This window comes from Bradyrhizobium cajani, assembly GCF_009759665.1.
In the GTDB taxonomy this organism is placed as follows: domain Bacteria; phylum Pseudomonadota; class Alphaproteobacteria; order Rhizobiales; family Xanthobacteraceae; genus Bradyrhizobium; species Bradyrhizobium cajani.
On record NZ_WQNE01000002.1, the window covers coordinates 296352 to 322893 of the forward strand.

Below are 26542 nucleotides of genomic sequence, written 5' to 3' on the forward strand. Positions count from 1 at the left end.
GCGAAGGCGCAACGATCTGCGTGTCAGCGCTCTCCTTCAGACAAATCGACGGAGGAGCCGCCGCCACCGTGATCGCCTGAGCGGACTGCGTGGCCGGCTGCCGATGCGCCATGCCGAATGGTCTCGGCGCGCTTCATGCGTCGCGCCCAATCGGGTTGCCCTTCGGCCGAATTGCTCGCGCCTTGCGCGCCGGCTTCCCCACCCCCACCGACCGCAGCCGCTGCACGACGCAACGGGCTCATGGCGGCCGAAGCGCCGGCCTCTGCGACGCCGGCAACGCCGCCACTCCGGTAGGCGGCTGATGCCGCGCTCATAGCGGCGCCGCCACTACGCGCGGCGCCCGCGATCGCGCCGCCAGCGAGACCAGCACCGCCGGCGGCAAGACCCGCACCCGCCGCAACAATGCCGCCAGCAGCAAGGCCTGTTCCAATTGCGGCGCCGCCGCCGAGTTGCGGTCCACCGGACACAAGGCCGTTTGCGATGCCCGGACCGAAGATACCGAGCCCTAGCAAGGAGAGCGCCGCGAGCACCAGCGTCATCGCGTCTTCAATGGTCGGCTGAGCGCCGCCGAAGCCCGTGGTGAACTGCGAGAACAGGGTAGAACCGATGCCGACGATGACGGCCAGGACCAGGACCTTGATCCCTGAAGAGATGACGTTACCCAAGACCCGCTCTGCCGCGAAGGCAGTCTTACCAAACAGTCCGAACGGAATGAGCACGAAGCCGGCGAGCGTCGTGAGCTTGAACTCGATCAGGGTGACGAAGAGTTGGATCGCCAGAATGAAGAAGGCGAGCAACACCACGACCCAAGCAAACAGAAGAACGACGATCTGGACGAAGTTCTCGAAGAAACTGATGTAGCCCATCAGGTTCGAGATCGAATCGAGCAGCGGTCGGCCGGCGTCGAGCCCGACCTGAGCGATCTTTCCAGGGCGCAGGAGATCTGATGCGGACAGGCTTGCGCCCGTTGCTTTCAGCCCAAGGCCGGCGAAGCTTTCGAAGACGATGCGCGCCAAGCCGTTCCAGTTACCGATGAGGTAGGCGAAAACACCCACGAAGAGCGTCTTCTTGACGAGACGCGCGATGATGTCCTCGTCAGTTCCCCAACTCCAGAACAACGCAGCCAGCGTGATGTCGATCGCCGCAAGCGTCGCCGCGAGATACCCGACGTCGCTACCGAGAAGGCCGAAGCCATTGTCGAGATAACGCGTGAACGTTTCCAGAAACTGGTCAATGATCCCCGCACCAGTCATGGGTTGCTCGCCTCAGGCACCGCCAGGTTCGGATATCCCTGCGGGATCCGGCTTTGATCCTTTGGGGCAGGCGTCGAACTGGCCGAGTCATCGTGGCCGGGAGCTACAATGCCGTCTTTTTTGCCAAGGAAGCGACGCCGGTTTTCGGCCCAAATCTGCTGGCAATGGCGATAGCCTGCCGCCTCCTCCGGAATGACGCCACGGCAACGTGCGAGGTCGGAGATGGTTGTATCGGTCGTCTGCCCCGCCTTCGGCGTCGGCGGAGAATCATCTCCGCCACGCAGTTGAATCGTGCAGGCGATGATGGCCACTAGGCCGATTGTCGTAAGCAGCGACAGCGCCTTGAATGCCTTTACGTCGGTCATCAGTGGAACATCTGCACATTGGTGGACTGATAGCCCTGTCCAGGCGTCAGGAAGCGCCTGAGCTGTTCTCGTCCTTGATCCTGAGCCGAGGCGCGCTGAGCCGCTTCGAGGCTCTGCGCCCTGCCCTGCGCCGCCGCCGCAGCCGTGAGATCGGCAAGTTGTTGCACTTGAAGCGCGAGGATCTGGTTGCCGGCTTGAGTTGCCTGCAGGGCACCGCTAGCACTCTGGCTCGACGTTACGAGGGCGGACGTCTGGATGCGATTGGTGTCGAGATTGCCAACGATGCCGGCCTGGACGCGAAGCGCATCTTGCGTTGCCGAGTAAGTATTTTGCCAGCGCGATTGAGCATTGGAGATCAGCAACGGGCTCGACTGGCTGCTGGTGGCCGGCGCGTAGCTGGTCGAGAAGGCGCGGTCGATCTGCTGCACGTCGTAGGCGATGCGCTGGGCCTGGGCCAGCAATTGCTGGGTCCGCTGGATCGAGGATTGCAGTTGCTGCAGCGACGAATACGGCAGGTTTGCTAGATTTCTCGTTTGATTGATCAGCATCTGTGCCTCGTTCTGCAACGATGTGATCTGATTGTTGATCTGCTGGAGCTCCCGCGCGGCCGTCAGGACGTTCTGGACATAGTTGTCGGGATCAAAGACGATAAGCGCTCGTGCAGGCATCGTAATGCCAAGCGATAGAGCGATGGTGCCAGCGGCCAGCAATGAGCCAAGACGCCTCATAGCGATTTCTCCAGATTGACGAGATTGGGGATCAGGTCGAGGGCCCAGGCGACGCCACGGTGCTGCAGCCAGGCCGGCACAAAGCCCTCGGGACCATGTTCGACGAGGAGTTGCGCAATCGTCGTCTGATCCGTCTTGGAAGAAGCTGCGGTGAAAGCGAGCGCAATCTCACCGAGGCCAAGTTCGAACATCCGGTTGCCGCGACGAGACTGGCAGTAGTAGTCGCACTTTGGCGTTGCCCGGCTCAGAAGCTCGATTTGACGGTCATTGAGGCCGAAGCGGCGGTAGATGGCAGTGATCTGCGGTTCGATCGCCCGTTCGTTCGGCAGCAACAAGCGCGTTGGGCAGCTTTCGATGATCGCCGGCGCTATCGCAGAGCCATCAATGTCGGAAAGGGACTGGGTGGCGAAGATGACGGACGCATTCTTCTTCCGAAGCGTCTTCAGCCATTCCCGAAGTTGCCCCGCAAAATCCTCATCATCGAGGGCCAACCACCCCTCATCAACAATCAGGAGTGTCGGCCGGCCATCGAGACGATCACCAATACGATGGAAAAGGTACGCCAACACGGCCGGTGCCGCACTCGTCCCGATCAAACCTTCGGTCTCAAAGGCCTGGACCGAGGCTTCGCCAAGGCGTTCGAATTCGGCATCTAGCAGGCGCCCGGAGGGACCGCCCAGGCAGTAAGGCTGCAAGGCACGTTTCAGGGACTTGGATTGCAGCAGAACTGACAGACCCGTGAGCGTGCGTTCCTCCCTCGGCGCCGAGGCAAGAGACGTCAGCGCCGACCACAGATGATCCTTGACCTCGGGGGTGATCTCCACTTTCTCGCGTGCCAGGATCGCGCCGATCCATTCCGTGGCCCATCCGCGTTCGGAAGGATCGTCGATCCAAGCCAGCGGCTGCAACGCAACGGGTTGCTCACCTCCGTCAGACAATGCCCCGCCGAGATCGTGCCAATCACCGTCCATGGCGAGAGCGGCCGCCCGGATCGAACCACCGAAGTCGAACGCAAAGACCTGAGAGTTCGGGTAGCGCCTGAACTGTAACGCCATCAGCGCAAGCAGGACAGACTTGCCAGCACCTGTCGGCCCCACCACGAGGGTATGACCGACGTCACCGACGTGGAGGGAGAATCGGAAGGGCGTCGATCCCTCGGTCTTGCCGAACAGAAGAGGCGGACCCTTGAAGTGCAGATCTCTCGCCTCGCCAGCCCACACCGCCGACATCGGAATCATGTGGGCCAGATTGAGGGTCGAAACCGGTGGCTGCCGCACATTGGCATAGACGTGCCCGGGCAGACTGCCGAGCCAGGCTTCGACGGCGTTTACCGTCTCGATCATGCAGGTGAAATCGCGGCCTTGAATAACCTTCTCGACCAGGCGGAGTTTTTCGTCGGCCGCACCGGGATCGCCGTCCCACACCGTGATGGTCGCCGTGACAAAGGCTTGTCCGATCCGATCCGAACCCAGCTCCTGCAGCGCCGCGTCGGCGTCAATCGCCTTATTGTGGGCGTCGGTATCGAGCAGCGTCGGCGCCTCGTTGGTCATGACCTCCTTGAGAATGGCGCCAATCGACTTTCGCTTGGCGAACCACTGCCGCCGAATCTTGGTCAGAAGCTTGGTGGCATCGGTCTTGTCGAGCATGATCGCCCGGGTCGACCAACGATACGAGAATGGCAGGCGATTCAGGTCGTCCAGGATCCCCGGGGTCGTAGCGCCCGGAAAGCCGACAATGGTCAGGACCCGAAGATTGGCTGAGCCTAGCATTGGCTCGAGTCCGCCGGTCAGCGACTGGTCGGCCAAGAGCGCATCGATGTACATGGGAATTTCGGGCACGCGAACCCGATGGCGCTTGGTTGAGATCGTCGAGTGCAGGTAGGTCAGCGTGCCCTGATCATCGAGCCAGGCGCATTCTGGCATGAACCCTTCGACGAGCTGCAGCACGCGGTCGGTTTGATCGGCAAACCCGCGGAGCACCTCGCGCGCGTCTGCGCTAACAGTCCGATCGCGGCCTTCATAGAGCAGGCGCTCTGCCCTGGCGGCTCCTTCCTCCGGCGGCAGATAGACGAAGGTTAGGAAATAGCTGGACTCATAATGGGCTCCCGCCTCCTCGAACTGAGCCCTGCGTTCCGCGTCAACCAGCGCAGACGCGACATCCGGAAATGTACTCGGAGGATAAGCCCCAGCAAAATGACGCTGCGCCTCAACAAATACGGCCCAACCAGATCCCAGGCGGCGCAGGGCGTTATTCAGGCGACCGGCGACGCCGACAAGTTCGGCCGGCACCGCGCTGTCGAGGTCCGGTCCCCGGAACTTTGCCGTCCGCTGGAACGAGCCATCCTTATTCAGGATGATCCCCTCGTCGACGAGGGCTGCCCAGGGCAGGAAGTCGGCGAGGCGGGCATTGGAATGGCGATACTCAGCAAGATTCATCATGACGCAGGCTCAGGTGTTGAGATGACCGGGAATGCGCAGATGCCGGCGCACCACATCGACGAAGGCGGAATCGCGTTTGGCGGCCCAGACGGCGGCCATGTGGCCGATGAACCAGAGGACAAGACCCGCGATCCAGAGCCGCAATCCAAGTCCAAGGGCCGCGGCAAGCGTGCCGTTCACGATCGCGACGGACCGCGGCGCGCCGCCCATTAGAATCGGCTCAGTAAGCGCGCGGTGAACGGGCACTACAAAGCCTGCCACCTGATCATCCATCAGATCACCACGCCGCCGCCGAAGGAGAAGAACGACAGGAAGAAGCTCGAGGCGGCAAACGCAATCGACAGTCCGAACACGATCTGGATCAGCCGGCGGAAACCACCTGACGAGTCCCCGAACGCAAGCGTAAGCCCGGTCACCACGATGATGATGACAGCGATGATCTTGGCGACCGGTCCTTCAACCGACTGCAAGATCTGATTGAGTGGCTGCTCCCAAGGCATGTTCGAGCCAGCCGCCCATGCCGGCGCCGCTCCCAAAAGCACCATGCCGTACACGGCAAGCGATGCACCTCGAAGAAAACGAAATTTCTGACGCATGTCAGTCTCCTGCTGATGAAAGGTTGTAGTCGCCGGTGGCCCCGAGTCCGGTGACGAGGGCGAGTTCAGCGAGGCGACGGTCAGTGCCGCGCCCCGCAAGCACAGCAACGATGTTGATGGTCTCAGCGATCAGGGCACGCGGAACCGTGATGACGGCTTCCTGGATGAGTTGCTCGAGCCGCCGCAGAGCACCAAGCGCACTACCCGCATGAATGGTCCCAATGCCGCCGGGGTGGCCCGTGCCCCAGGCCTTAAGCAGATCGAGTGCCTCGGCACCGCGAACTTCGCCGACCGGAATGCGGTCAGGACGCAGTCGCAGCGAGGAGCGGACGAGATCCGACAGCGTGGCCACGCCATCTTTGGTCCGCAAAGCCACGAGATTGGGCGCTTTGCACTGAAGCTCGCGTGTATCTTCGATCAGAACCACACGATCTGAGGTCTTTGCCACCTCGGCAAGGAGCGCGTTCGTCAATGTCGTCTTGCCGGTCGATGTCCCGCCGGCGACGAGGATGTTCTTGCGCACCGCGACCGCGTTCTTCAGGATCCTGGCCTGCTCCGGGGTCATAATCTTCCGGGCGATGTAGTCATCGAGCGTAAACACGGTGACCGCGGGCTTGCGTATAGCAAAGGCCGGCGCTGCAACGACCGGAGGCAAAAGACCTTCGAAGCGCTCACCGGTCCCGGGCAGTTCGGCCGAAACCCGTGGCGCGCTGGCATGCACCTCGGCGCCGACGTGATGCGCAACCAGGCGAACGATGCGCTCGCCATCCGCAGCCGACAGGGTTTCGCCTGTGTCGACAAGGCCATTCGACAACCGGTCGATCCACAACCGCCCATCCGGATTGAGCATTACCTCGATGATCGCTTCGTCTTCGAGGTAGCCGGAAATCGCCGTGCCAAGCGCGCTGCGCAGCATTCGCGCGCCGCGCGAACTCGCTTCCGATTGAATGGAATGGATTGCCACCGTTCGTCCCCACCGTATGAGGACGTCGAACGACAGTCCTCAGATGGGGATGATTAGAAGAGGCACCGATGGACTTGACGCAACAAGCGCTTTCGAAGATCGTAGGCTGGCGTAGAAAAAGAAAGACTGAGAACGGAGTTATGGGGCCTACTCAATCGTATCAGTTCGCTGGGAGTGGCTACTTACCACTCCGCATCGTCATCCGCGGGCAGGATGACCGAATCCTCATACAACCCAACTGATTCGACAGCATAGGAAACATCAGACGGCTCGAAGAGGAGGATTGAACTCATCCATGAAACGATGGATCGGCGCCAAGGCACCACGAACCAGACCAACGCCGCGATCTGCAGCGCTACGCTGACGCCGAACGCCACCTGATAGGCTTGGATGGTCCTATGGCCGTCGTTCGCAGGCCATTGCTCCAGGATCAAGCCTGTCGCGTATTGTGCCAGAAATGCCCAACCAAAGTGCAAGACGTTCAAAGCGCCGTTGGCACGACCAGCAAGCTCCGGCGGAAAGTAATCTGATATCACCGCGAAGCTGATCACGGTTGCTGTTCCGACGATTGCGATGACAGACCAGGGTAGGATGGACGGCAGAGGCGCTCGCAGGATCAAGGCTAACTCGGCTGCGATAAACAGCACCGCAACCATCGCCAATATCGTCTCCGCCGCGATTCCTCTGCGTTTGATGTTATGGACGGCCACACCGAAGAACCAGGCACCGCCGCTCAATACGATGGACATTATGAATAGCTGTCCGACGAGACTTGCGCGATCAAGCCTCTCCACGTCGGTCAGCCACGGCGATGCCCACAATCCCTGCAGGGACCAGGCCGATCCCACGCAAGTCGCCGACAATGGCGCAATGCACCAGAAACGCCGATCGCCGAAAACGGAGCCAAGGGTGGCGCGCGCTGTCAATGGAACAATGCCTCGTTCAGGCACCACAAAATAGATGAGAATGGCTATCGCACCAGTAGCCGCTGCCAGAATCTCAAATAGCGACCGCCAGCCCATCCAAGCGAGCAGGCGCTCGACGGGAGCAGTAGCAGTCACCGCTCCTAGCGAGCCCAACATGACCATGTAGCCGTTCAGCAAGCCAACTCGCTCCCTGGGAAACCAAAGGATGATGGATTTCAGACCTGCCGTGAGCGCTGCCGCCACGCCAAGCCCGATCATTGCACGCGCGATCAAAAGTGACAGGAAGCCGGTCGATACTGCGAACAGTCCGGCGCCCACTGCTGCGAGCAAGAGCAGAGCACTTTGGACGCGACGCGGACCAAATCGGTCCAACAAGATGCCGACGGGGATCTGAGCCGCCGCGAAAACTAGAAAATAGACCGAGGTAAGCAAGCCAAGATCGGCACTCCCAAGCCCGATGTCCGAGCTGATATGGCTGGCGATCAGAGCGTTGATCGTTCGAAACAGGTACGAAAGATAGTATCCAGCAGCAAAAGGGAGAAAAACCCGCGCAATTCGACACCGTCCTTTTGAGATTTGCATGCCGGCCCCTCTTGCTGTCAGCTCTTTCGAGCCGATAGCGCGACCAGCTCCTGCCGGTTCAGCTAAATCGCTGCGGTCGTAGGCTAGCGAAGAAAAAGAAGGGACCGGCGAAACGGTATTGCTGCATGGTTCAATCAGGTTTCTTCGGCCGGCTCCTGAGGGCGGATATCTTCTGGAATCTCGCGCAGAAAGCTTTGCCCCTTTTGCAGTCGGCGCCCGAGCGCCTCGACAAATCCCTCAAAGCGTTCCTTGCCCTTTATTTGCGCGGCCGCCTGCGCATCGTTGGGTAGCGGCGGCGTAATCGTCAGCCAGAAACGAATGAACAAAGCCAAGGTCTCGGCCGTCAAACCCACGTCGCGTTCCAGCCGCTGCATCTGGCGCGACAGCCGATCGAGGCGCCTGGCGAACGCTGCCTCCCGCCTGTCCGCTCCATCCGGGGACAGAAACGAAACAACTGCCGCTTCCACGATCGCCGACCGAGAAAGCTTCTTGCGATCGGCGAGCTCCGAGATCTGTTTCAGCAGTTCTGGCGGGAAGTAGACGTTCATCCGGTCGCGCATAATGCCTCAGAGCTCCATACTGTCATTCGGGTCCATGGCGACCTGACGAGCGACGCCGCGCATTTGTTGGCGTATGAGGCGGGACTGACGGACCGCATCCTCATCATCGTCAAGAACGGCAGCAAATTCTTGTGCCGGTGTCGGTTCGGTCGTCTCGTTGGCGATCGCGACGTGATCGGGTAGTTCGGGCTCGCGACGGAGTCCGCTGTTCGCCGTGTCTTCCTTGGCCTCGGCGACTTTGTCAGTGGGACCTCCCGTCTGCATCGGCGTTCCAAGCGCTGACCATCCGTCCGTTCGCAATGATCGGCCGGCCGTCGCCGGATCTGGCGGCGGCAGAACCCGCTCGGTGAACCGCCGATCCTCGTAGTAGCGGACCTTCTTCGCCCGGATCGGTGTCGTCCCTGCCACCATGATGATCTCGTCCATCGGCGGAAGCTGCATGACCTCGCCGGGGGTCAGTAGCGGCCTTGCCGTCTCCTGGCGCGAGACCATGAGGTGCCCCAGCCACGGGTTCAATCGATGACCGGCATAGTTCTTCATCGCGCGCATCTCGGTCGCCGTACCCAGCGCGTCGGAAACCCGCTTGGCGGTTCGCTCGTCGTTGGTCGCGAAGCTGACGCGGACGTGACAGTTGTCGAGGATGGCGTTGTTGGGCCCGTAGGCCTTCTCGATCTGATTAAGCGACTGCGCGATCAAGAAGCTCTTGATGCCGTACCCCGCCATAAAGGCGAGCGCGGACTCGAAAAAATCGAGCCGCCCGAGTGCGGGAAACTCGTCGAGCATCATCAGAACGCGATGCCGGCGGTCGCGAGCGTGCAAGTCCTCAGTCAGTCGGCGGCCAATCTGGTTCAGCACCAGACGGATTAACGGCTTGGTTCGAGAAATATCCGATGGTGGCACCACAAGGTAAAGGGTCGTCGGGCGGCTATCTGCGATCAGATCGGCAATCCGCCAGTCGCAGCGGTAGGTCACCTGAGCCACAACGGGATCACGGTACAGCCCCAGGAACGACATCGCGGTGGACAGGACGCCAGACCGCTCATTCTCGGATTTGTTCAGGAGCTCGCGCGCGGTCGAGGCGACCACGGGATGGGCACCCTGCTTACCAAGATGCGGCGTCGTCATCATTGCCTTCAGCGTCGCCTCGATCGGCCGCTTCGGATCCGACAGGAAAGCGGCGACGCCGGCCAGGGTCTTGTTGGCTTCCGCATAGAGGACATGGAGGATGGCGCCGACTAAGAGCGAATGACTGGTCTTCTCCCAATGGTTCCGCTTGTCGAGCGAGCCTTCGGGGTCGACCAGGACGTCGGCCACGTTCTGGACATCGCGAACCTCCCATTCCCCGCGCCGGACTTCGAGGAGCGGATTGTAGGCTGAGGACTTCGGGTTGGTGGGGTCAAACAACAGGACGCGGCCATGCCGCGAGCGAAAGCCGGCGGTCAGCTGCCAGTTCTCGCCTTTGATGTCGTGAACGATGGCTGAGCCAGGCCAGGTCAGCAGGGAGGGGACAACGAGACCGACGCCTTTGCCGGATCGGGTTGGTGCGAAACACAAGACGTGCTCTGGTCCGTCATGACGCAAGTAGTCGCCGTCGAGCTTGCCGAGCACCACACCATCCGGACTGAGAAGTCCGGCCGCTCTTACCTCCCCCAGATCGGCCCAGCGCGCTGAACCATAGGTCTCGACATTCTTGGCTTCACGCGCGCGCCACACCGACATGCCGATCGCCACCGCGATCGAAACGAAGGTCCCCGAAGCCGCGATAAATGCGCCTTCGACAAAGACGTGTGGCGCATAGGCGTCGTAAACGAACCACCACCAGAAGAAGACGGGCGGGTAATAGATCTTGAAGCCCAACAGTTCGAACCAGGGCCGCCCAAGCTCCGGTTGCCAGGCGAGCCGCCAGGCCGTCCACTCGGTTGCTCCCCAGATGGCCAGCAAAACGATCAGGCCGACAACGATCACCTGGCCCCAGAGGATTTTGGTTCCGGACATCCCGAACGCCCTTCCCGCAACTGAGTTGGAGAGATTGCTAGAGGCCGAGGTCGCGCTTGCGGCCAAAACCCCATTCGACGCCACCGCCGTCCTTCACGACGCCGGTGACGTGTTTGCCGAGCCTCTTTTCGAGTTCGCGCGACCAGGGCACGAGTTGGAAGCCTAGCCCATTGTCGATCATGGCAAAACGTCCTGAGGTGAGCGTCAGCCGCTGGCGATACGTGCCCGCCACATGCTCCCCAGAGGCGGCGTTCACGTGAGGCAGGCCGCTGCCGGCCGAGACCTTTGCAGCCACTTCATCCAGCTCTCGCCGGCGCAGCGTGTTCAGGAGATCGCGCGGCAAGATGATGCGTTGGCCCTGCCGCCGCGCCAGGCCCTCCTGGATCAGATGCTCGGTGCGGGCTTCCATGGCATCGCGGGTCTCCCGGCCGAATCCGCCCATGGCGAGCGGCACGGGGTCGCGTTCGACCAGCCTGTGGTCGAGCCAGGTCGCTCCTTTAGCCGTGACTTGCCCACCGAGATCGAGATCGGAACGGGTTGCTAGCACCATGGTCGGCCGCGGCTCGCCAGCTTGACCGAAGCGCCGGACTTCGACGATTCCGCCGATCGACGGTGCGTGCTCGAAAGCCTCCAGCCCTCGGAAGCGCACGTGATGCGCGCGTCCGTCCGTTCCGTCGATCAGGGCGTAGGCCTCGCCAGTCAGTTCGTCATGCAATCCCCGGTCGACCAGGCGTCCGATAATCTCGGACGTCGGCTGTCCTTCGATGACAAAGTCGGCAACGCCGCGCGCTTCCCCGCGCTCGGTAAAGGCGCGGTGCATGGTCTTGATGATGTCGCCGCGCATGCCGAGATCGCGCAAGCTCCGCTCGGCCTCGAGCCCTACCGTCCATTCCCCTGGTAGCGCGGATGCGGCAAGGCCCATTTTCTCCAGGTGTTGAAGGCGGCCGACCATCAGGCGCCGGATCTCGGGATCGGACTGACCCGGGTTCTCCGGGCGAAGGTCGATATAGCCGGTTTCGTCAGCCGCCAGCCGGATCTCCCGATCGAGCCGGGTCCAACGCTCCGCCATGACCTCCCTCTCCAGCGAATTGCGGATCTCGCGCTCCGGTTTTGGACCCAGTTCGATGGCGACCAATTCCTCGGCGCGTGAGCGCAGACCCTGGCTGATGTAGTCGCGGGAGATTACGAGATCCGCCCCTTCTTCATCTACTCCCCGTACGAGAAGATGGACGTGAGGGTTATCGGTATTCCAATGATCGACAGCCACCCAATCGAGCCGCGTGCCGAGATCGGTCTCCATCTGCCTGGCGAGGTCGCGGGTGAAAGCCCTGAGGTCGGTCATATCGTCGGCGTCCTCCGGCGAGACAATGAACCTGAAATGATGCCGGTCGTCCTTGCACCGTCCCGCGAAAGCAGTGCTGTCGGCGCGGTCGCAGCCCTCATCGAACATCTCGGCCCGTTCACCACTCCGGGTCACGCCGTCGCGCTTCAGATATGAGAGGTGGGCGGTCAGTGGCGCTGAGCGGAAAGCCCGCCCTTTGTGACGAACCACGCGTGCCTTCACCACAACGCGCCGCGTGGGGCTGAACAATCTGGCGCGGCTAAAGGCGAGGCGCCCACGGCCAAACGTCGAGCGCCCATAGGCCGCCGAGCGCCTTCCAGCCGCAGCCTGCCCCGAGGTGCGTCCGGCTTTCTTCGCCACCCGTAGCACCTGGTTGATGAAGCTCTTCGGTTTCGGCGCGCGGGTACTGCGGATGCGCCCAGGCCGAATACGCAGCTCGCTGTCGCCTACACTCACGGCAGCACCTCCCAACGAGGAAAAGCGCACACGGTGCCGAAAATGTCCTTGATTAAATTGCTCAAAACGCATGGCGCGGCACGCGCCCCGACCGGCCGGCACGGTAGAACCCAAGCCATGCCAATGGCTTGCGGTTCGACCGGCGAGCCCCTTTTATAGCCGCACGAACAACGAGCGCCCCGGGGTGTTGTGGACGTCGCCGACCACCCAGTACCGCCCCGCTCGCTTGCCGTTGGGGAGATAGTGTCTGCACACCGCCTCGGCGTCGCGCGCGAGGCGGCGTGCCAGTTCGGAGGCACCGTGAGACATCACGCGGCCTCCCGATCACTGATGCGTGAAACCGGATAGGTATCGAGCACCTTCGACAGAATCTGGACACCGCTCGCGTCCGTGGGCACGAACATGCGCAGCTTCCAGGAGATGATCTCCCCAAAGAGACCATAAGCGCGGAGACGATCGCGCATCGTGTCGTTGAAGCCCGACAACTCGATGCGGTATGCGCCCATCACCCGAACGCGGCGAAGCTGGACCTCCTCCACGAGTTCGAGGACGGTCCGTCCCTCCATCAGCGCGGCAAAGGCAGCGTCCGGCGTCAGCGAAGGCGCGTCGGTCGCAAGGACGGTTGCGACCCACGCGGCAGAAACCTTCCGGCCGATGATGCGTTCGCCCGTGTCGGTCTGAAGTCGATAGACACGAGTCGATTCGTTCGGTAGCCGCTTCCAGATGGGTAACAGCAAGCCCGCCACAACGTGGATCGTGCTTGCCGTGAACTCGGGGACCTCGGCAAGCTCCGCCAGCCAGGTCGAGGCAAAACGTTCACGATCCGCTTCGTCCCAATGACTTTCGGCCATGATGCTCAAGGGGACCGTGTGCTGATCCATCGGCCGGATCAAACGGACGCGCCGCTCGATCTCGCCGTCATCGAGCATGACACTCGCCGCAGGGACCTGCACGGCAGCTCGTCCCGAGCGCTCATTGACGAGCAGGACGGCCTGACGATCGGAAAGACGTGCAAGAGCGTCATCCAGACTCACGGGATGATTGCGCTGGCGCTGGGCGACCGTGAGCAGCCGGGTCTCGGCGCCGGTCCCAGGATGGGCATAGATCGTCCGCCGGTCGGTGACGACGAAGCTCTCGGCGCGGAGGGTTTCCAACCCCACGTCGTAGGTGCCGGATGCAACCGCGCCTTCGATCCGAGCGGTCAAGAGCTGCTCGAAGGCGGTGAACAGCACATTCTGTAGGTCGATGGTGAGCGCCAATAACCTGTTCAGAAAGGTCGTGATCGGCGGCAGTTCATCCCTGAGCCCATTGGCATCCATGAGCTTCAGACCGGTCGCATCCTCGAAGCTCCCAAGCGAGCAGCCGTCGACTTTGCCTCGCGCGAGCAGCGTGTAGAGCTGACGCAACGCGTCGCGGCCGTACTGGCTTTCAAGGTTGTCCTCGGGCCGGAACAGGCCCTGCCCTCCGGTCTGGCGTTGGCCGCGCGTGATGGCCCCCAGCGTGTCGAGCCGGCGGGCAATGGTGCTGAGAAAGCGCTTTTCGGCCTTCACGTCGGTCGCAATCGGACGAAACAGGGGCGGCTGCGCCTGGTTGGTCCGGTTGGTCCGGCCGAGCCCCTGGATCGCGGCGTCGGCCTTCCAGCCGGGCTCGAGCAGGTAATGGACTCGCAGGCGGCGATTCCGAGCCGACAGTTCGGCATGATAGCTCCTCCCTGTGCCGCCCGCGTCGGAGAACACAAGGATCCGCTTGACGTCATCCATGAAGGCCGAAGTCTCCGCGAGGTTGGCCGATCCGGCTCGGTTTTCGACCACCAGCCGGTCGCGCTTGTGCACAATGCGGCGCGAGCGGCCGGTGACCTCGGCGACCATGTCGGTGCCGAAGCGCTGGACGACTTGATCCAGCGCGCCGGGTACCGGCGGTAGCGAGGCAAGCTTGTCGATGAGGCGGTCGCGTCGTGCGACGGCTTCCCGGCTCTCGACCGGCTGGCCGTCGCGATAGACAGGCCGGGAGCAGAGGTTACCTTCCGAGTCGGTGAAGGGTTCGTAGAGCTGGACTGGGAAGGAATGGGCGAGGTAGTCGAGGACATACTCGCGCGGCGTGATGTCGACCTGGATGTCGCCCCATTCTTCGGTCGGGATCTCAGCGAGCCGGCGCTCCATCAGCGCTTCACCCGTCGACACGATCTGGATGACCGCTGCGTGTCTACCCTCAAGATCATGCTCGATCGATCGGATGAGAGAGGGCGTCTTCATCGAGGTGAGGAGGTGACCGAAGAAGCGCTGCTTCGCGCTCTCGAAGGCCGAGCGGGCCGCAGATTTGGCCTGCCCGTTCAGCGTTCCCGTTGCGCCTGTGATGTTGGCGGCTCGCATCGCCGCATCGAGGTTGTTATGGATGACGCTGAACGCACCGGCATAGGCGTCGTAAATGCGAACCGGCTCCGGCGTAAGCTGGTGCTCCACTAAGTCGTACTCGACGCCCTCGTAAGACAGCGAGCGGGCCGCGTAGAGTCCGAGCGCCTTGAGGTCGCGCGCCAGCACCTCCATGGCCGCGACGCCGCCCTCCTCGATTGCTTCGACGAACTCGGCGCGGGTGGCGAACGGAAAGTCGGCGCCGCCCCAAAGGCCGAGGCGTTGGGCATAAGCGAGGTTATGAACCGTGGTGGCGCCCGTCGCCGACACATAAACCACGCGTGCATTCGGCAAGGCATGCTGAAGCCTCAAGCCCGCGCGCCCCTGCTGAGAGGCCGCCTGATCGCCGCGCTCGCCCTTGCCCCCGACCGCATTCTGCATGGCGTGGCTCTCGTCGAAGATGATCACTCCGTCGAAGTCCGAGCCCAACCATTCGACGATCTGCCTGACGCGCGAAAGCTTTTCGCCGCGGTCGTCGGTCCGTAGCGTAGCGTAGGTGGTAAATAGGATGCCTTCCGAGAGCCTGATCGGTGTGCCCTGCCGGAAACGCGACAACGGGGTAACAAGCAGCCGCTCCATGCCGAGCGACGACCAATCGCGCTGCGCGTCCTCGATCAGCTTGTCGGACTTGCTGATCCAGATTGCACGGCGGCGGCCCTTGAGCCAGTTGTCGAGCAGGATCCCCGCGACCTGCCGCCCCTTGCCCGCCCCGGTGCCATCGCCCAAGAACCAGCCGCGGCGAAACCGGACGGCATTCTCTGCCTCATCGCGCGCAGCCGCCACGACGTCGAAGGTCGCATCGACTGTCCAGGAACCTGCAAGAAATTCGGAATGCGCTTCGCCGGAATAGATGACGCTCTCAAGCTGAGCGTCCGACAGGATGCCGTCCGCCACGAGACTGGCTGGCAAATGCGGCCGATAGGAAGGTCTTGGCGGCGCGAAGGATGCCATTGCAGCCGACTGCACGAGCTTGGTCGGATGCGAATGCGCACCCGGAATGCGGATCGACTGCAATCCGTATTCCTCATAGAGAGCATCGGTGAGCCGGGCGCCTTCCGGCGGCGACCACTCGACCGTCTCGTATGAAACTTCGACGCCTTCTGACGCGGCGCCGCCCGAAGTAGAGGTCAGGTGCGGTGCAGAGGCGCCAAACGATCGTGACGTCGCAGGGCGCCTGGCGACGTCGATCACGACGGGAGTGGCAATCGGCAACCTCGGAGGCACATGTTGGCTCACCCAGCCGAGCAAAGTGGCGACATTGCCCGCCATGCCGAGCGAGTCCGGCAAGGCGTTCGGGTCCGCCGCGGGCTGCTTGTCAATCACAAGCAGCCTTGTGTCGATCTGGGTCCCGTGCTTCGCGTAGACAGCGCCGTCAATTGCGGCAGAAAACACAATGCTCCCGCGTTCCTGAAGGCGAACGAAGGCATCTCGCCATGCCAGATTATCCGGCCCGAAGCTTGCGCCGGTGATGGCGACCAGACGACCACCGTCGCAAAGGCGCACCAAGGCCGAAGCAATGTGCCGGAGCGCCGCATCCGCCATCCGCCGATCGACATTCGCCAGCGCCGAAAACGGCGGGTTCATCAGGACCACGCTCGGTGCGACACTTCCATCGAGGTGATCGTTGATCTGCGCAGCGTCGAACCGCGTGACCTCAATGCCGGCGAACAGATGATCGAGCAACTCCGCACGAGGTTCGGCCAACTCGTTCAATATCAGGCTGCCGCCGGCGAGCTCGGCGAAGATGGCGAGCAAGCCTGTCCCCGCGGAGGGCTCCAGAACGCAGTCGGCGGGTGTAATCGCGGCTGCGGTACATGCGGTGAGCCCCAGCGGGATCGGCGTCGAGAATTGTTGAAGCGCCTGGCTGTCCTCGGAACGCCGCGTATGGGTCGGCAGGATACTGGCGACTCTCGCGAGCATCGGGAGCATCGCGGCCGTTGAGCTCGCCTTGGTCCGCATGGCGGGACCGAACTTGCGAAGGAATAGAACGCTGGCCGCCTCGCAGACGTCATAGGCGGTCTTCCAGTTCCAAACGCCGGCCGTGTCCGAGGCGCCGAAGGCAGCCTCCATGGCGCTACGCAGAACAGCGGCATCGATGCGCCGGCCGCGTTCGAGCTCGGTCAGAAGCTTTCGCGCGGCCCCGACGGCGGCTGAGGTGAGATTTGCAGCGGCACGCATGGAGAGCGGCGTGGCGACGCCGCCGGCAAGAGATTCGGTCATGGCAGGATTTCTTTCGGAGAGCAGGAACGGGTCGAACCATCAGGCGCTCTCCTCCGCCCCAACGGCTCAAACCCTTCCCGGCCTAGCTCTCCCTCTGAGCCCTCGCCCATAAGAATGGGGACCGGCACTGTGCACCGGTCCCCAAGCAACCGCAGGACGGCCAGAGCCGTGCCGCTCTGTGTTTTCACTCAGCCGCGTCGAGCTGTTGCGGATCTTCGCCGCCGTTCTCCTGATCCTCCTCATCGGCAAGGAATTCGGGCAGAGGGCCCGCTTCGCCCTCCTGGACCACTGCCGCCGCATCGGGATCGACGAGGCGCAGCGGCTCCGGCAACCATCCCGAGCCATCCAGAAGACGCTCGGCCTCCTTTGCCATCTCAGCCTTCTTCAGATGGTCGATCAGTTGGGCCGACGACTCGCCCTTGGCTTCCCGCACGGCTTCCAGAATACGCGGCTTGGTGACCCGGCCGAGATAGTTGTCGACGGTCGGTCTCCAGCCGGCCTGCACCATGTCGAGTCCGATCGCGCGCGCCAGCACATCGGCTTGGTCGAGACGGGTGCGCACACCGTGAGCGGAGACACGGCCCTGGTTGTAGCGATTGGCCGGCTCATAGACCGCGTTGGCGGCAAATGAGGCGCAGTGGGCGAACAACGATGCCTGTGCACCACCATCGAGAGCCGTCAGCGCATTCCAAAGATCGGTCTCGCTCTTCGGCAATCGGGCCTTTCAGGCCTCATGTCGCGCCTCGACGGCCTTAGCGGAGACGCTTTCTCTCAGCCCCGGAGCTTGGGCTGGAAAGTTCGGCGTCCGAAGGCTGATCTCAAGACAACTCCCGGACGACGAGAACCTGTAAAAGGCCGTCAGCACGAAGTTATGCAGCACCGCTTGGAACGCGACCGCTGGATTTTCTGCCAGCGCATCCCGCAATGCCAGCGTACGATGCACCGTCAGCTCGGTAATCAGTCGATCCGGCAGGGGTTTGGCGGCGTCCTCATCATCCTCTTCGGAATCAGGAGCGCCACCTGCGACTGCGATGATCGTGCGCGGAACTGAAGTGCCAGGTTCTTGCCCTTCAGTCGACGACACGTTGGCGTCCTGCCCAACGTCAGTATCATTCGCCGGCACCTCGTCCTCCGGCCGGACATAACCCCGGTCCACGGAGAGCCGTCCTTCGGAATCGATGCTGATGAAGACACCAGCTCGGGCGATCTCGGTCGGTTCGTACACCATCGGCCGGTCTTCGAACGCCGCCAGCGCCGACTCGATTTCGCCGAGACGCTGATCGACTTCGTCGGGCAATTCGCCGGCATTCTGGTAGTCGGTTTCAAGCTTGGCCTGCTCGGCGTTCAGGGCGTCGATGGTGGCCTGCTCCTCAGGCGAGAGATCGACAGGTCCGCCCTCGATTTCTCTTAGGCCTTGGGTGTGACCGTAGGGGAACTCTACGGCGACCGAAATCCACTTCCAACCTTCGGCGGCGATCGTCTCAGCCTCGGCCTTGAGCTTTTCGGTTACGAGGCGGTCGAGCAGCACGACGTCCTGAAGCCAGCCGCCGTCGTCGTGTTCGAACAGATCCCTTAAGACGCCGCCACCCGCGTTCTGATAGGCATCAAGGCCCACAAATTGGGCGCGGCGATCGGACCCGCGTACGGTGTTCTCGGTGAGCAAACGCCGGATCTGGTAAGGCTCGTCATGGCCGGAACGGCTGACATTCTCCCAGACTTGCTCCTGACGGGCGTGATCGGCCGTGACCGAGAACGCCATGAGCTGCTCGAGAGTCATGCCGTCTTCGGCATAGACCTCATGCAACTTCGGCGACACCGACGCCAGCCGCAGCCGCTGCTTCACGATCGCTGGGTTCACGAAGTGCCGGGCGGCGATATCTTCCTCGCTCATGCCGAGATCGCGGAGTGTCTGGAAGGCCCGAAACTGATCGAGCGGATGCAGGCCGACCCGCTCATCGTTCTCCGCCACCGAATCGTCCACGGCAATGCCCCCTTCGCGAACGACGCACGGCACCGCCTGCGTCTTGGACATCCGCTTCTGTTTCACCAGGAGCTCGAGAGCGCGATAGCGCCGGCCGCCAGCCGGCACCTCGAACATGCCGGTCTCGTTGCCACCTGCATCAACAACGGCCCGGACACTCAGACTTTGCAGAAGCGTACGCTGCGCGATGCTCTCGGCTAGCTGCTCGATCGAGACACCGGCCTTGACGCGGCGAACGTTCGACTGGCTGAGCACGAGCTTGTTGAAGGGGATGTCCCGGGAAGGCGACAGCGTGATCTTTTGTACGGCTTTCGTCATCTTGGCTCTCCACGACGGGCGGCCGTGAGACTCTCTCTCGGCTTCCAACCCGTCGCGAACAGCCTCCCCTCCTCTCACTCTCGCGCAGCCACCAGGCCAAGCATCACGCCGTCTCGTGATCGGCGACAACCAAATCCAGCGACGGGAGCTCAATGGACCCGGGAACGAAACCGAGCAAATAGTCCGCCGCCTTGCTCGCCTGTGAGGCGGCACGCACGATGGCCCTGGCGTCTTCGCGCAGGACTTCAAGCCAGGAGCCGATATAGTCGGCATGACGCACGGTCGGGACGATCCCGAGCGAGGCGCAGCTGAATGCGGAACTCAACTCGGCGACCAGTTCTTCGAAGGCATATTTCTTCGTACCGTAGGATCCGCTCTGGTCGCGATTGAGGCGCGAGGGATGCCCGGTCGCATGACCGAGCTCATGCAGCGCTGTGCGGTGCCAGTTGATGGGTTCAAAGTAGGCCTGCGGCGGGGGAACCTGAACATAGTCTTCGGCCGTTGCATAGAATGCGCGGTCTCCACCGATCCGAAATGGAATTCCGCCGGCCTTGATCAGGGCGTCGACCGTGGGTTCGATGAGGCCAGCCGGCGGTGGCGGCGCAGCCGTGGCAATCTCGTCAGGCAGATCTGCGCACTGATCGACATTGAAAACGGTAAATCGCTTGAGGAATGGAATCGCCTGCGCGTCTTCACCGGTCTCGGCGGCGCGGCGCTTTTCGTCATTCGGCACGAAACGATCTGCGTAAACAGCAGTAGTACCGCGCTCTCCCTTGCGAACGTGGCCGCCAAGCGAGAGCGCCTGACGAAAGGTGAGCCAACTTTGACCTGTAAATCCGCGTTCGATTACGGCTCCCCAGAGGATGAGGATGTTCACCCCACTGTATTGCCGGTTGGTCGACGCGTTTTTCGGCATGGCCAGCGGCGCTTTCGCCGCGGCCGTACCCCAGGGCTGGACCCAGGGGACGCGTCCGGCCTCAAGTTCGGCGATGATCTTGTCGGTGATTTCGTTATAGAGGTTCGCCCGGTCCTGGCCGACGCGCGCGCAAGCAGTAGGATTCGACATCGCGGATCTCCGCGACGGGCGCCACGAGCCTCTCTCGCAGCTTGTAACCCGTCACGGAAAAACCCAGCCTGCACTCTTACTTTCAGCCTTTAGCGCCATCTACCTGGGACCCAGGCCCGATCAGGCGTGTGCCCAAGGGCGCATCGCCTCAACGGAAAATGGCACCCGGAGAGCGTGAGCATAGCGACCCGAAGGGGCACGCGGGTCCGAGTGCAGCGACGAGACCGGTTCAATAGCGGCACCCGGGAACGGGGCAGTGATAGCGATCGCCGCAGGCGAGCCCCTTTCCCGAGTGCCCCCGGCGAGGAGCACCAAAGCTCTAGCGCGAGGGATCGTAGCCGCAAGGCCGAGACGCTGGGCGACTCGGTTCACGAGAGCCCGGTGCGGCCCTGGCCGCACGCGCCAAAACCTGGGCGAACATGATGCAGGCAATGATACGAGAACCGCCCGGCATTTTCACAGGAGTCCTCACAATTGCGGAAGAGAGGCCTGTGGGCGGAGCAAAAGCGAGACCACTCGCGGACGCGGCGAAAGAGGCACCCGCAGCAGGGTCAGCATAGCGCCGACGCGTAGCGGCGGGACCCGGGACCGAGTGCCGTCGCGAGACCGGTTAAGAAGGCACCCGACCCGAAGGGCAGTGATAGCGACGCCGGCATGCAATGACGGCGGGCCCGAGGGCGAGTGCCTCCGGCGAGCGACTCAATGCGGCTTCACGTCCGCTTGGTATCAAATTTGCTTTTGTGATAGCGTCTCACTGGTGCGCATGTCTATGCACGGCGTGGGCATGTTCACTGAGAGCCAATTTTACAGAGGACGACATGGCCAAGAAAGCGAAGAAGGCAAAGAAGACCGCGAAGGCAGCCACCAAGAAGGTGGCAAAGAAGACTTCAAAGAAAAAGAAGTAGTCGCATCGGCTACTGATTTATTGCCGCCTCCCGGTCGCAATCCGGATGAAAAGCGAGACCTCCCAAAGGATATGAAGTGTCCTTTGCAGCCGTTCGGTATCGCGGCAAGCTAAGATAAGGCCGGACCTTTGTGCAGGTGGCTGCTGCATAAAGGTCCGGTTTTTCATTTCTGCCCTGCGAGGGCGTGATCTGCTCGTGCGCGAGGGATCGAAGCCGCATACCGAGACGCTGTGCGGCTCGGTTCACGAGAGCCCGGTGCGGCGACAGCCACGCGCAAAACGGACAAGGAGCCACCACCGGAGCTCGGACGTCTGGTTTCTTCCGTTCGTTCTTGCTCGGCCTAGCACCTGGGCCGGTGGAAAATTTAGCCTTTGAAAAACCACGAGATCCCACGATTCCGAATCCCAGTCGTGTGTTAGCCATGGGGAACGTCTGCGGGACTAAACGATTCGTCTCAGCGTGGGAGAACCTTTCAATGCTGATGACGAAGCAGAGACGGCCGGCGATTCGCACCCTGCGCGGTTGGGCAATCCACGTGCTGAATGAAGCCGGCGCCATCCGCGAGTGCGAGGAGCACGGTTGGATGCAGGACCGCGCCGATCCGCACGCACGAGAGCGGGCCTTCGACATCGCCCGTCGAGACCCGCCGGCTGGCCTCTCCCCCGATGCAGCGTTGGCTGAGGTTCGCGACGTGCTGAACTCGATCGGTGATACGTGCCCGGAGTGCCCTCCAGATTAAAGGGCTGGTGCTGAGCCAACGCCAGCCAGGCTTCCAATATTAGCGGCCCAGCTTTTTCTCGACGCGCTTGCGGGAATTGCCGACCTTCTTGACGGCCTTCTTCACGGCAGAGGCCGAGCGTCCCGTCTTCTTGGCTTCATACCGCACTTCGTAGTCCTGTCCTTTCGCGACCCGGGCGCGATCCTGTTTGCGTCCACGCGCGGTTTTTTTCTTCGCTGCCGCCATCGGCTCCTCCTCTTGCGGATGCTTGATCCCGCAAGGAATCGGGAGTTCCGGGCCGGCTTCGCTGCGACGCGTCAGTGACCGGAAGGATGACTCGGAAGGATGGGCGCCCACCCGTCAAGCAGAAGGCCGTCCCAGGAAATGACGCCCTCATCCCATTTCGACGCGTGCTCGCGGTACATCGAAGCCCACTGAGGGCTCCATTCGATGATCTGGTCGTTGAGTCCATCGTGCACGCGACACGGCATATCGGGATCGAACGTCTCCATCGAGTTCATGCCGGATGTCCGGGATGGACGTCCTTGGGCGTCTTCTTCTCCCGCTGAGGTGTCATCCTCGCCGGACTTTCCTTGCCGGGTACGCCGCGCGGACCCAGTTGATCGCGCTGAATGTCGTCCTCGGAGCATTGGAGCTCCACGGCATTCGTGGGCTTCTCAGGCATCATTCCATCCGGGCCTTGTCTTTCAGGTCACGGATCCGGGTCTCGGCCTCTTCCTTGGAGGTGACGATCTCGGATTCATCCGGCACCCGTGCGATCGCGCTGAGCCTCTTGAGCTCGGCGAGTTGTTCTGCAGTTGGTTTTTCCATCTTCGCATCCTTCAGCGCCTGCAGGACGGCCTCGTCGTCGAGCACATCCAGCAGCTGGTTTATGGTTTGCTCGCAATTTCTGGGGCCAGGCTCGACATACCGGGCCAGGATGCCCTGAGCGTCTTCCAACGCCTTCGCAATTTGCTGTTCAGGGTCCATGACCGGTACTCCACATACTCACGGGAAAACGCCGCTATGAACGGCCCGTTCCTCTACTTAGCCCCTTGAACGAGCTGGCCCGGAGGAGCCCTTCGGAAGTGATGTCGCGGTACTCGATGTCAGCATAGAACTTCGGTTCGACCCACGTGGCCTTCGGCTTCCTGATGGTCTTCGTCAGCCTCTGCTTCGGGCTGACTACGGTATCCAGCGCCTTGCGGATCTGCGCCGAGGTGGTCAGGCTCCATCCCGTGCCGACCTTCCCCATGTAGACGAGGTCCTTACCTTCTTGCTTGCCCAGATAGAGGGCAGCGACGCCGGAAGGGTCCTTGATGAAGCCGACCACGGGAAACTTACCCTTCTGGACGACCTTGATCTTCTGCCAGGCTTCGACCCGTTCGGATCGGTATGGCGCGTCCACGCGCTTTGAGATGATGCCCTCATAGTTCAACTTGCTGGCGGCCACGAACAGCGCCTGCCCGTCACCCTCGTGATGCTCGCTGAACAAGATCGGCTCCTCGAGCTTGTGATTGTCGATCAGCTCCTTGAGCAGCCTCTTCCGTCCGATCTGCGGCTCCTTGCGCAAATCCTTGTCGTCGAGCCACAGCAGATCGAACGCGAAGAAGATCAGTCGGTCCTGATCGCCTCTGCCGAGGTCTGCCTGCAGCTCAGAGAAATTAGTGCGCCCCGCATGGATGACGACGACTTCGCCGTCGACGATGGCCTGACCTTCAATATCGAAAGCGGCAGCAATTCTTGAAAACTTGCTGACCCAATTGTAGCCGTTGCGGGTGTAGGCGCGGCGATCGTCGCCGTCGATCCGGAGCTGGATGCGGTAGCCATCGTATTTGATTTCGTGAATCCATTGATATCCCGAAGGTGCCTTCATCTTCAGGGTTGCCAGTTGGGGGCTGATGAACCCCGGCATCTGAGGAGCTTCTGGCTTCTCGGCCGGAGGCGCCGCTCTTGTACGCTTTGCCACGCTACGCAACTCACAAAAAACCCGCCGCCGGGTTGGGGCCGGCGGCGGGCAGTCTACCTACCTTACTCAACGAGTCTCGCAACTTCGAAGGTGGCGAGGAGTTCCTACGACCTCGCCGGTTCTCAAGCTTTCGAATATGAGCGACCCAGCCCGTGTTTAGTGCAGTGCCGAAAAGACCACTCCCTCCTGCATCGAACTCCGGTCGATAGCGGGCGTTTACCTGGCATGTCAGACGCATTCGATTACTTTCGGGCCTACGCCGTCCGAGCTCTATGCAAAGCGAGATCCATGCCGCGAGGCCGGATGAAGCATCTGCAGCTGGTGGCCGGTCGGATCTACAATCTCCTCAAGAAAGAGGCTGCCTACGGCCCCAATATCCAGTACCTGGACGATTTTCGTTCAGCTCAGAAGCTCGAGGATTCTCTCGATCGCCGGTCAACTGACGGCTCCGGGCGCCTTACTCCGGCGGCGCGGCAAAGCTCGAACCGGGAGGCCCGCTGAATGCCTTCGCTCGACGCTCGCGGTGTGGCAGGTCTCTTGCGAGAGTACGCGCAGCGCACCGCCTTGCGAGGCGGCAATCCCTACCGGGCGAAAGCCTACTCTCGGGCCGCCGATAGCCTGGCGACCCTTGCCGTTCCTCTGGACGTGCTCATCGCGGAAGATCAGCTCACAGAAATCCCCGGCGTCGGTGACGCGATAGCCGACATCATCACCAAACTTCACAAGACGGGCACTCATCCGAGCCTGGAAAAGCTGCGGAAGGAAATACCCACTGGCGTGCTCGAGATGCTCGCCGTGCCCGGTTTGCGACCAGAGAAGGTGCTGCGCCTCTACCAGGACCTCGGCATCGCCTCGCTCGCGGAATTGGAGGCCGCCGCCAAGGACGATCGCATCAAGAAGGCGAAAGGACTCGGCCCTGCGCTACAGACCAAGATCCTGCAGAACCTCGCGATCGCGAGAAGTGGAGAAGGCCGCCTCCACCTGCACCGAGCCGCCGCCCTGCTCGCGCACGCGAAGGAATCGGTCCGCAAGGGCCGGCCTGAGCTCAAGCGTGTGACGATCGCCGGCGATTTCCGTCGAGGCTGCGAGCTCGTCGGCGATCTCGCCATCGTTGCGGAAGCTCCGGAGACCGCCAAGGTATCGAAGCCGTCACCCGCCGACGGACTGGAAATTCGGCTGTCCGATCGCAAACACTTCGGCGCCACCCTTCTCTTCGCCACCGGCTCCGCCGCTCACATCGAGCAGCTCCAAGCCTTGGCCGCCGAGAAGGGCATGCGGTTGGAGGCCGACGGCTTGCACAAGGGCCGGACACTGGTTGCCGGCGAGGAGGCCGACATCTACCGGGCTCTTGGGCTGCCCTTCATCGATCCCGAGCTCAGGGAGGGCCGCGGCGAGGTCGAGCTGGCCCTGAAGGGTAAGTTGCCGAAGCTTGTGACCGACAAGGACCTGCGCGGAATTCTGCACTGCCACACCGATGCCTCCGATGGGACAGAGACCCTGGAGACCATGGCAAAGGCGACGCGCCAGCGCGGCTTCGAGTATTTCGGGGTCGCCGACCATTCCAAGTCCGCCCATTACGCCGGCGGTCTCTCCCTCGAAGAGATCGTGCAGCAGCACCGGGAAGCCGACCGCCTGAACAAGCGCTTCGGCAAGGATTTCCGGATCCTGAAAGGCATCGAGTCGGACGTTCTGGCTGACGGGTCGCTCGACTACGATGAGAAGGTGCTTGAACGTTTCGACTTTGTCGTCGCCAGCATCCACGGCCGTTTCAAACTGGACCGCAAGGCGCAGACCCAGCGGCTGCTGCGAGCCATTTCCGATCCTCACACGACCATTATCGGCCACATGACCGGGCGGCAGCTCCAGCGGCGGCCGGGCTACGAAATCGATGTCGAGAAGGTGCTTCGTGCCTGTGCGAAGCACGACGTCGTCGTTGAGATCAACGCGCATCCCTGGCGCCTTGACCTGGACTGGCGTTGGCACCAGGCCGCGCTCGAATTTGGCTGCATGCTGAGCATCAATCCGGACGCGCACTCGATTCCAGAGCTCGACCACATGCACTGGGGCGTCGAGATGGCCCGGAAGGGCGGCGTCCCCGCCGAGCGGATCCTGAATGCGATGACGCTTCCCGAGATCACGCGCTACCTCCGCCAGAAGCGGCGCTCGCTCGCCCACGCTGCCTGATGTCGCACGCGCTCCACCTTTCGCTTGAGGGAAGGGTGATTTCGGTGTCTGCCGACCGTGGGCACCACTTCAGCAAGCCGCCACGGGGGCAGATCGTTCTGGTGGAAGGCCATGGTGTCGAAGGTGACGCCCACGCCGGTCCGTTTGTCAGGCACCGATACCTCGCCCGTCGTCGCCCACGGCTTCCCAATTTGCGGCAGGTTCACCTGATCGCGTCGGAGCGATTTGCGCACCTCGGGGAAGCTGGCTTCGCGGTCGCAGCGGGAGACCTCGGCGAGAACATCACCACGGCTGGCCTCGACCTCGAACTGATGCCCCTCGGGACGTTGATCGAGTTCGGGCCCACGGCGATCATCGAGCTGACAGGCCTCCGCACGCCCTGTGTCCTAATCGACCGCTTCCGAGCTGGCCTGAAACGGCACGCGCTCTCGTCGGCGGAAACGGGGCCTCCATTCACATGCGGGGTGCTAGGAGTGGTTCGAGCCGGTGGAGCGATAGCGGCCGGCGACACCGCGCGGGTGCACCTTCCGTCCATCTCCTTTGAAACCTTGCCGGCGCTGTAAGAGCC

The 26542-nt window shown here is 62.3% G+C and carries 21 protein-coding genes and 2 pseudogenes; 5 read left to right on the forward strand and 18 right to left on the reverse strand.

Annotated elements, in window-relative coordinates; genetic code table 11:
* Nucleotides 1-23 precede the first annotated feature (23 nt).
* The 15 genes and pseudogenes from trbL to GPL20_RS04185 form a co-directional block, all read right to left on the reverse strand.
* Nucleotides 24-1253: a P-type conjugative transfer protein TrbL gene (gene trbL / locus GPL20_RS04115; RefSeq protein WP_157327942.1), complete on the reverse strand. Its 1230-nt coding sequence runs from the start codon at nt 1251-1253 to the stop codon at nt 24-26.
* Nucleotides 1250-1618, reverse strand: a complete 369-nt coding sequence (gene trbK-alt / locus GPL20_RS04120; protein ID WP_157327943.1) for a putative entry exclusion protein TrbK-alt — start codon at nt 1616-1618, stop codon at nt 1250-1252. Before trbK-alt ends, trbL begins: the two co-directional genes overlap by 4 nt.
* Nucleotides 1618-2346 (reverse strand): P-type conjugative transfer protein TrbJ, encoded by a 729-nt coding sequence (trbJ, locus tag GPL20_RS04125; protein ID WP_157327944.1) that lies wholly within the window; start codon nt 2344-2346, stop codon nt 1618-1620. Before trbJ ends, trbK-alt begins: the two co-directional genes overlap by 1 nt.
* A complete protein-coding gene (trbE, locus tag GPL20_RS04130; protein ID WP_157327945.1) occupies nt 2343-4784 on the reverse strand; it encodes a conjugal transfer protein TrbE in 2442 nt (813 codons plus the stop codon). Before trbE ends, trbJ begins: the two co-directional genes overlap by 4 nt.
* 9 nt (nt 4785-4793) lie before the next feature.
* Nucleotides 4794-5057, reverse strand: a complete 264-nt coding sequence (locus GPL20_RS04135) for a VirB3 family type IV secretion system protein (protein WP_157327946.1) — start codon at nt 5055-5057, stop codon at nt 4794-4796.
* Complete coding sequence (locus tag GPL20_RS04140) at nt 5057-5380, reverse strand: TrbC/VirB2 family type IV secretion system protein (RefSeq protein ID WP_157327947.1); 324 nt, start codon at nt 5378-5380, stop codon at nt 5057-5059. Before GPL20_RS04140 ends, GPL20_RS04135 begins: the two co-directional genes overlap by 1 nt.
* A 1-nt stretch (nt 5381) precedes the next feature.
* Nucleotides 5382-6296 carry a P-type conjugative transfer ATPase TrbB gene (gene trbB, locus GPL20_RS04145; protein ID WP_157328219.1) on the reverse strand — a complete coding sequence of 305 codons (915 nt, stop codon included), beginning with the start codon at nt 6294-6296 and terminating at the stop codon, nt 5382-5384.
* Nucleotides 6297-6526: 230 nt separating this feature from the next.
* The gene (locus tag GPL20_RS04150) at nt 6527-7852 is read right to left on the reverse strand and encodes an MFS transporter (RefSeq protein WP_157327948.1); all 1326 of its coding nucleotides are present in this window, start codon (nt 7850-7852) and stop codon (nt 6527-6529) included.
* A gap of 134 nt (nt 7853-7986) precedes the next feature.
* The gene (locus tag GPL20_RS04155; protein ID WP_157327950.1) at nt 7987-8412 is read right to left on the reverse strand and encodes a ribbon-helix-helix domain-containing protein; all 426 of its coding nucleotides are present in this window, start codon (nt 8410-8412) and stop codon (nt 7987-7989) included.
* Nucleotides 8413-8418: 6 nt separating this feature from the next.
* Entirely contained in the window at nt 8419-10407 is a 1989-nt protein-coding gene (locus tag GPL20_RS04160) for a conjugal transfer protein TraG (RefSeq protein ID WP_157327952.1), read from the reverse strand.
* A gap of 37 nt (nt 10408-10444) precedes the next feature.
* Nucleotides 10445-12205, reverse strand: coding sequence for a relaxase/mobilization nuclease domain-containing protein (locus GPL20_RS04165; protein WP_254125780.1), 1761 nt, complete (start codon nt 12203-12205; stop codon nt 10445-10447).
* A gap of 156 nt (nt 12206-12361) precedes the next feature.
* A pseudogene (locus tag GPL20_RS39295) lies at nt 12362-12514 on the reverse strand (DNA primase); the annotation flags it as partial.
* Entirely contained in the window at nt 12514-16833 is a 4320-nt protein-coding gene (locus GPL20_RS04175) for a strawberry notch-like NTP hydrolase domain-containing protein (RefSeq protein ID WP_157327954.1), read from the reverse strand. The gene GPL20_RS04175 and the pseudogene GPL20_RS39295, both read right to left, overlap by 1 nt.
* A gap of 184 nt (nt 16834-17017) precedes the next feature.
* A pseudogene (locus GPL20_RS04180) lies at nt 17018-19132 on the reverse strand (ParB/RepB/Spo0J family partition protein).
* 103 nt (nt 19133-19235) lie between these two features.
* Nucleotides 19236-20198, reverse strand: a complete 963-nt coding sequence (locus GPL20_RS04185) for an ArdC family protein (RefSeq protein ID WP_157327955.1) — start codon at nt 20196-20198, stop codon at nt 19236-19238.
* A gap of 784 nt (nt 20199-20982) precedes the next feature.
* On the opposite strand from GPL20_RS04185, the gene GPL20_RS38675 reads away from it, so the two are divergent.
* Nucleotides 20983-21216 (forward strand): hypothetical protein, encoded by a 234-nt coding sequence (locus GPL20_RS38675; RefSeq protein WP_167532862.1) that lies wholly within the window; start codon nt 20983-20985, stop codon nt 21214-21216.
* Between the two features lie 362 nt (nt 21217-21578).
* Nucleotides 21579-21842, forward strand: a complete 264-nt coding sequence (locus GPL20_RS04195) for a hypothetical protein (RefSeq protein ID WP_157327959.1) — start codon at nt 21579-21581, stop codon at nt 21840-21842.
* Nucleotides 21843-21881: 39 nt separating this feature from the next.
* On the opposite strand, the gene GPL20_RS04200 is transcribed toward GPL20_RS04195, so the two are convergent.
* The 3 genes from GPL20_RS04200 to ligD all read right to left on the reverse strand — a co-directional run bounded on the left by GPL20_RS04200 (nt 21882) and on the right by ligD (nt 23736).
* Nucleotides 21882-22067 (reverse strand): DUF3606 domain-containing protein, encoded by a 186-nt coding sequence (locus GPL20_RS04200; RefSeq protein ID WP_076829714.1) that lies wholly within the window; start codon nt 22065-22067, stop codon nt 21882-21884.
* Between the two features lie 438 nt (nt 22068-22505).
* A complete protein-coding gene (locus GPL20_RS04205) occupies nt 22506-22811 on the reverse strand; it encodes a hypothetical protein (RefSeq protein WP_157327961.1) in 306 nt (101 codons plus the stop codon).
* 34 nt (nt 22812-22845) lie between these two features.
* Complete coding sequence (gene ligD / locus GPL20_RS04210; protein ID WP_246250088.1) at nt 22846-23736, reverse strand: non-homologous end-joining DNA ligase; 891 nt, start codon at nt 23734-23736, stop codon at nt 22846-22848.
* Nucleotides 23737-24093: 357 nt separating this feature from the next.
* Here ligD and GPL20_RS04215 point away from each other — a divergent pair, with 357 nt between their 5' ends.
* The 3 genes from GPL20_RS04215 to GPL20_RS04225 are packed head-to-tail and all read left to right on the forward strand — an operon-like array spanning nt 24094 to nt 26537.
* On the forward strand, nt 24094-24291 hold the full coding sequence (locus GPL20_RS04215; RefSeq protein ID WP_246250090.1) for a hypothetical protein: 198 nt from the start codon (nt 24094-24096) through the stop codon (nt 24289-24291).
* Nucleotides 24292-25974 (forward strand): DNA polymerase/3'-5' exonuclease PolX, encoded by a 1683-nt coding sequence (locus tag GPL20_RS04220; protein WP_157327967.1) that lies wholly within the window; start codon nt 24292-24294, stop codon nt 25972-25974. It begins immediately after the preceding gene.
* On the forward strand, nt 25974-26537 hold the full coding sequence (locus GPL20_RS04225) for an MOSC domain-containing protein (RefSeq protein WP_157327969.1): 564 nt from the start codon (nt 25974-25976) through the stop codon (nt 26535-26537). The genes GPL20_RS04220 and GPL20_RS04225 overlap by 1 nt, the downstream gene beginning before the upstream one ends.
* The last annotated feature ends 5 nt before the right edge of the window (nt 26538-26542 follow it).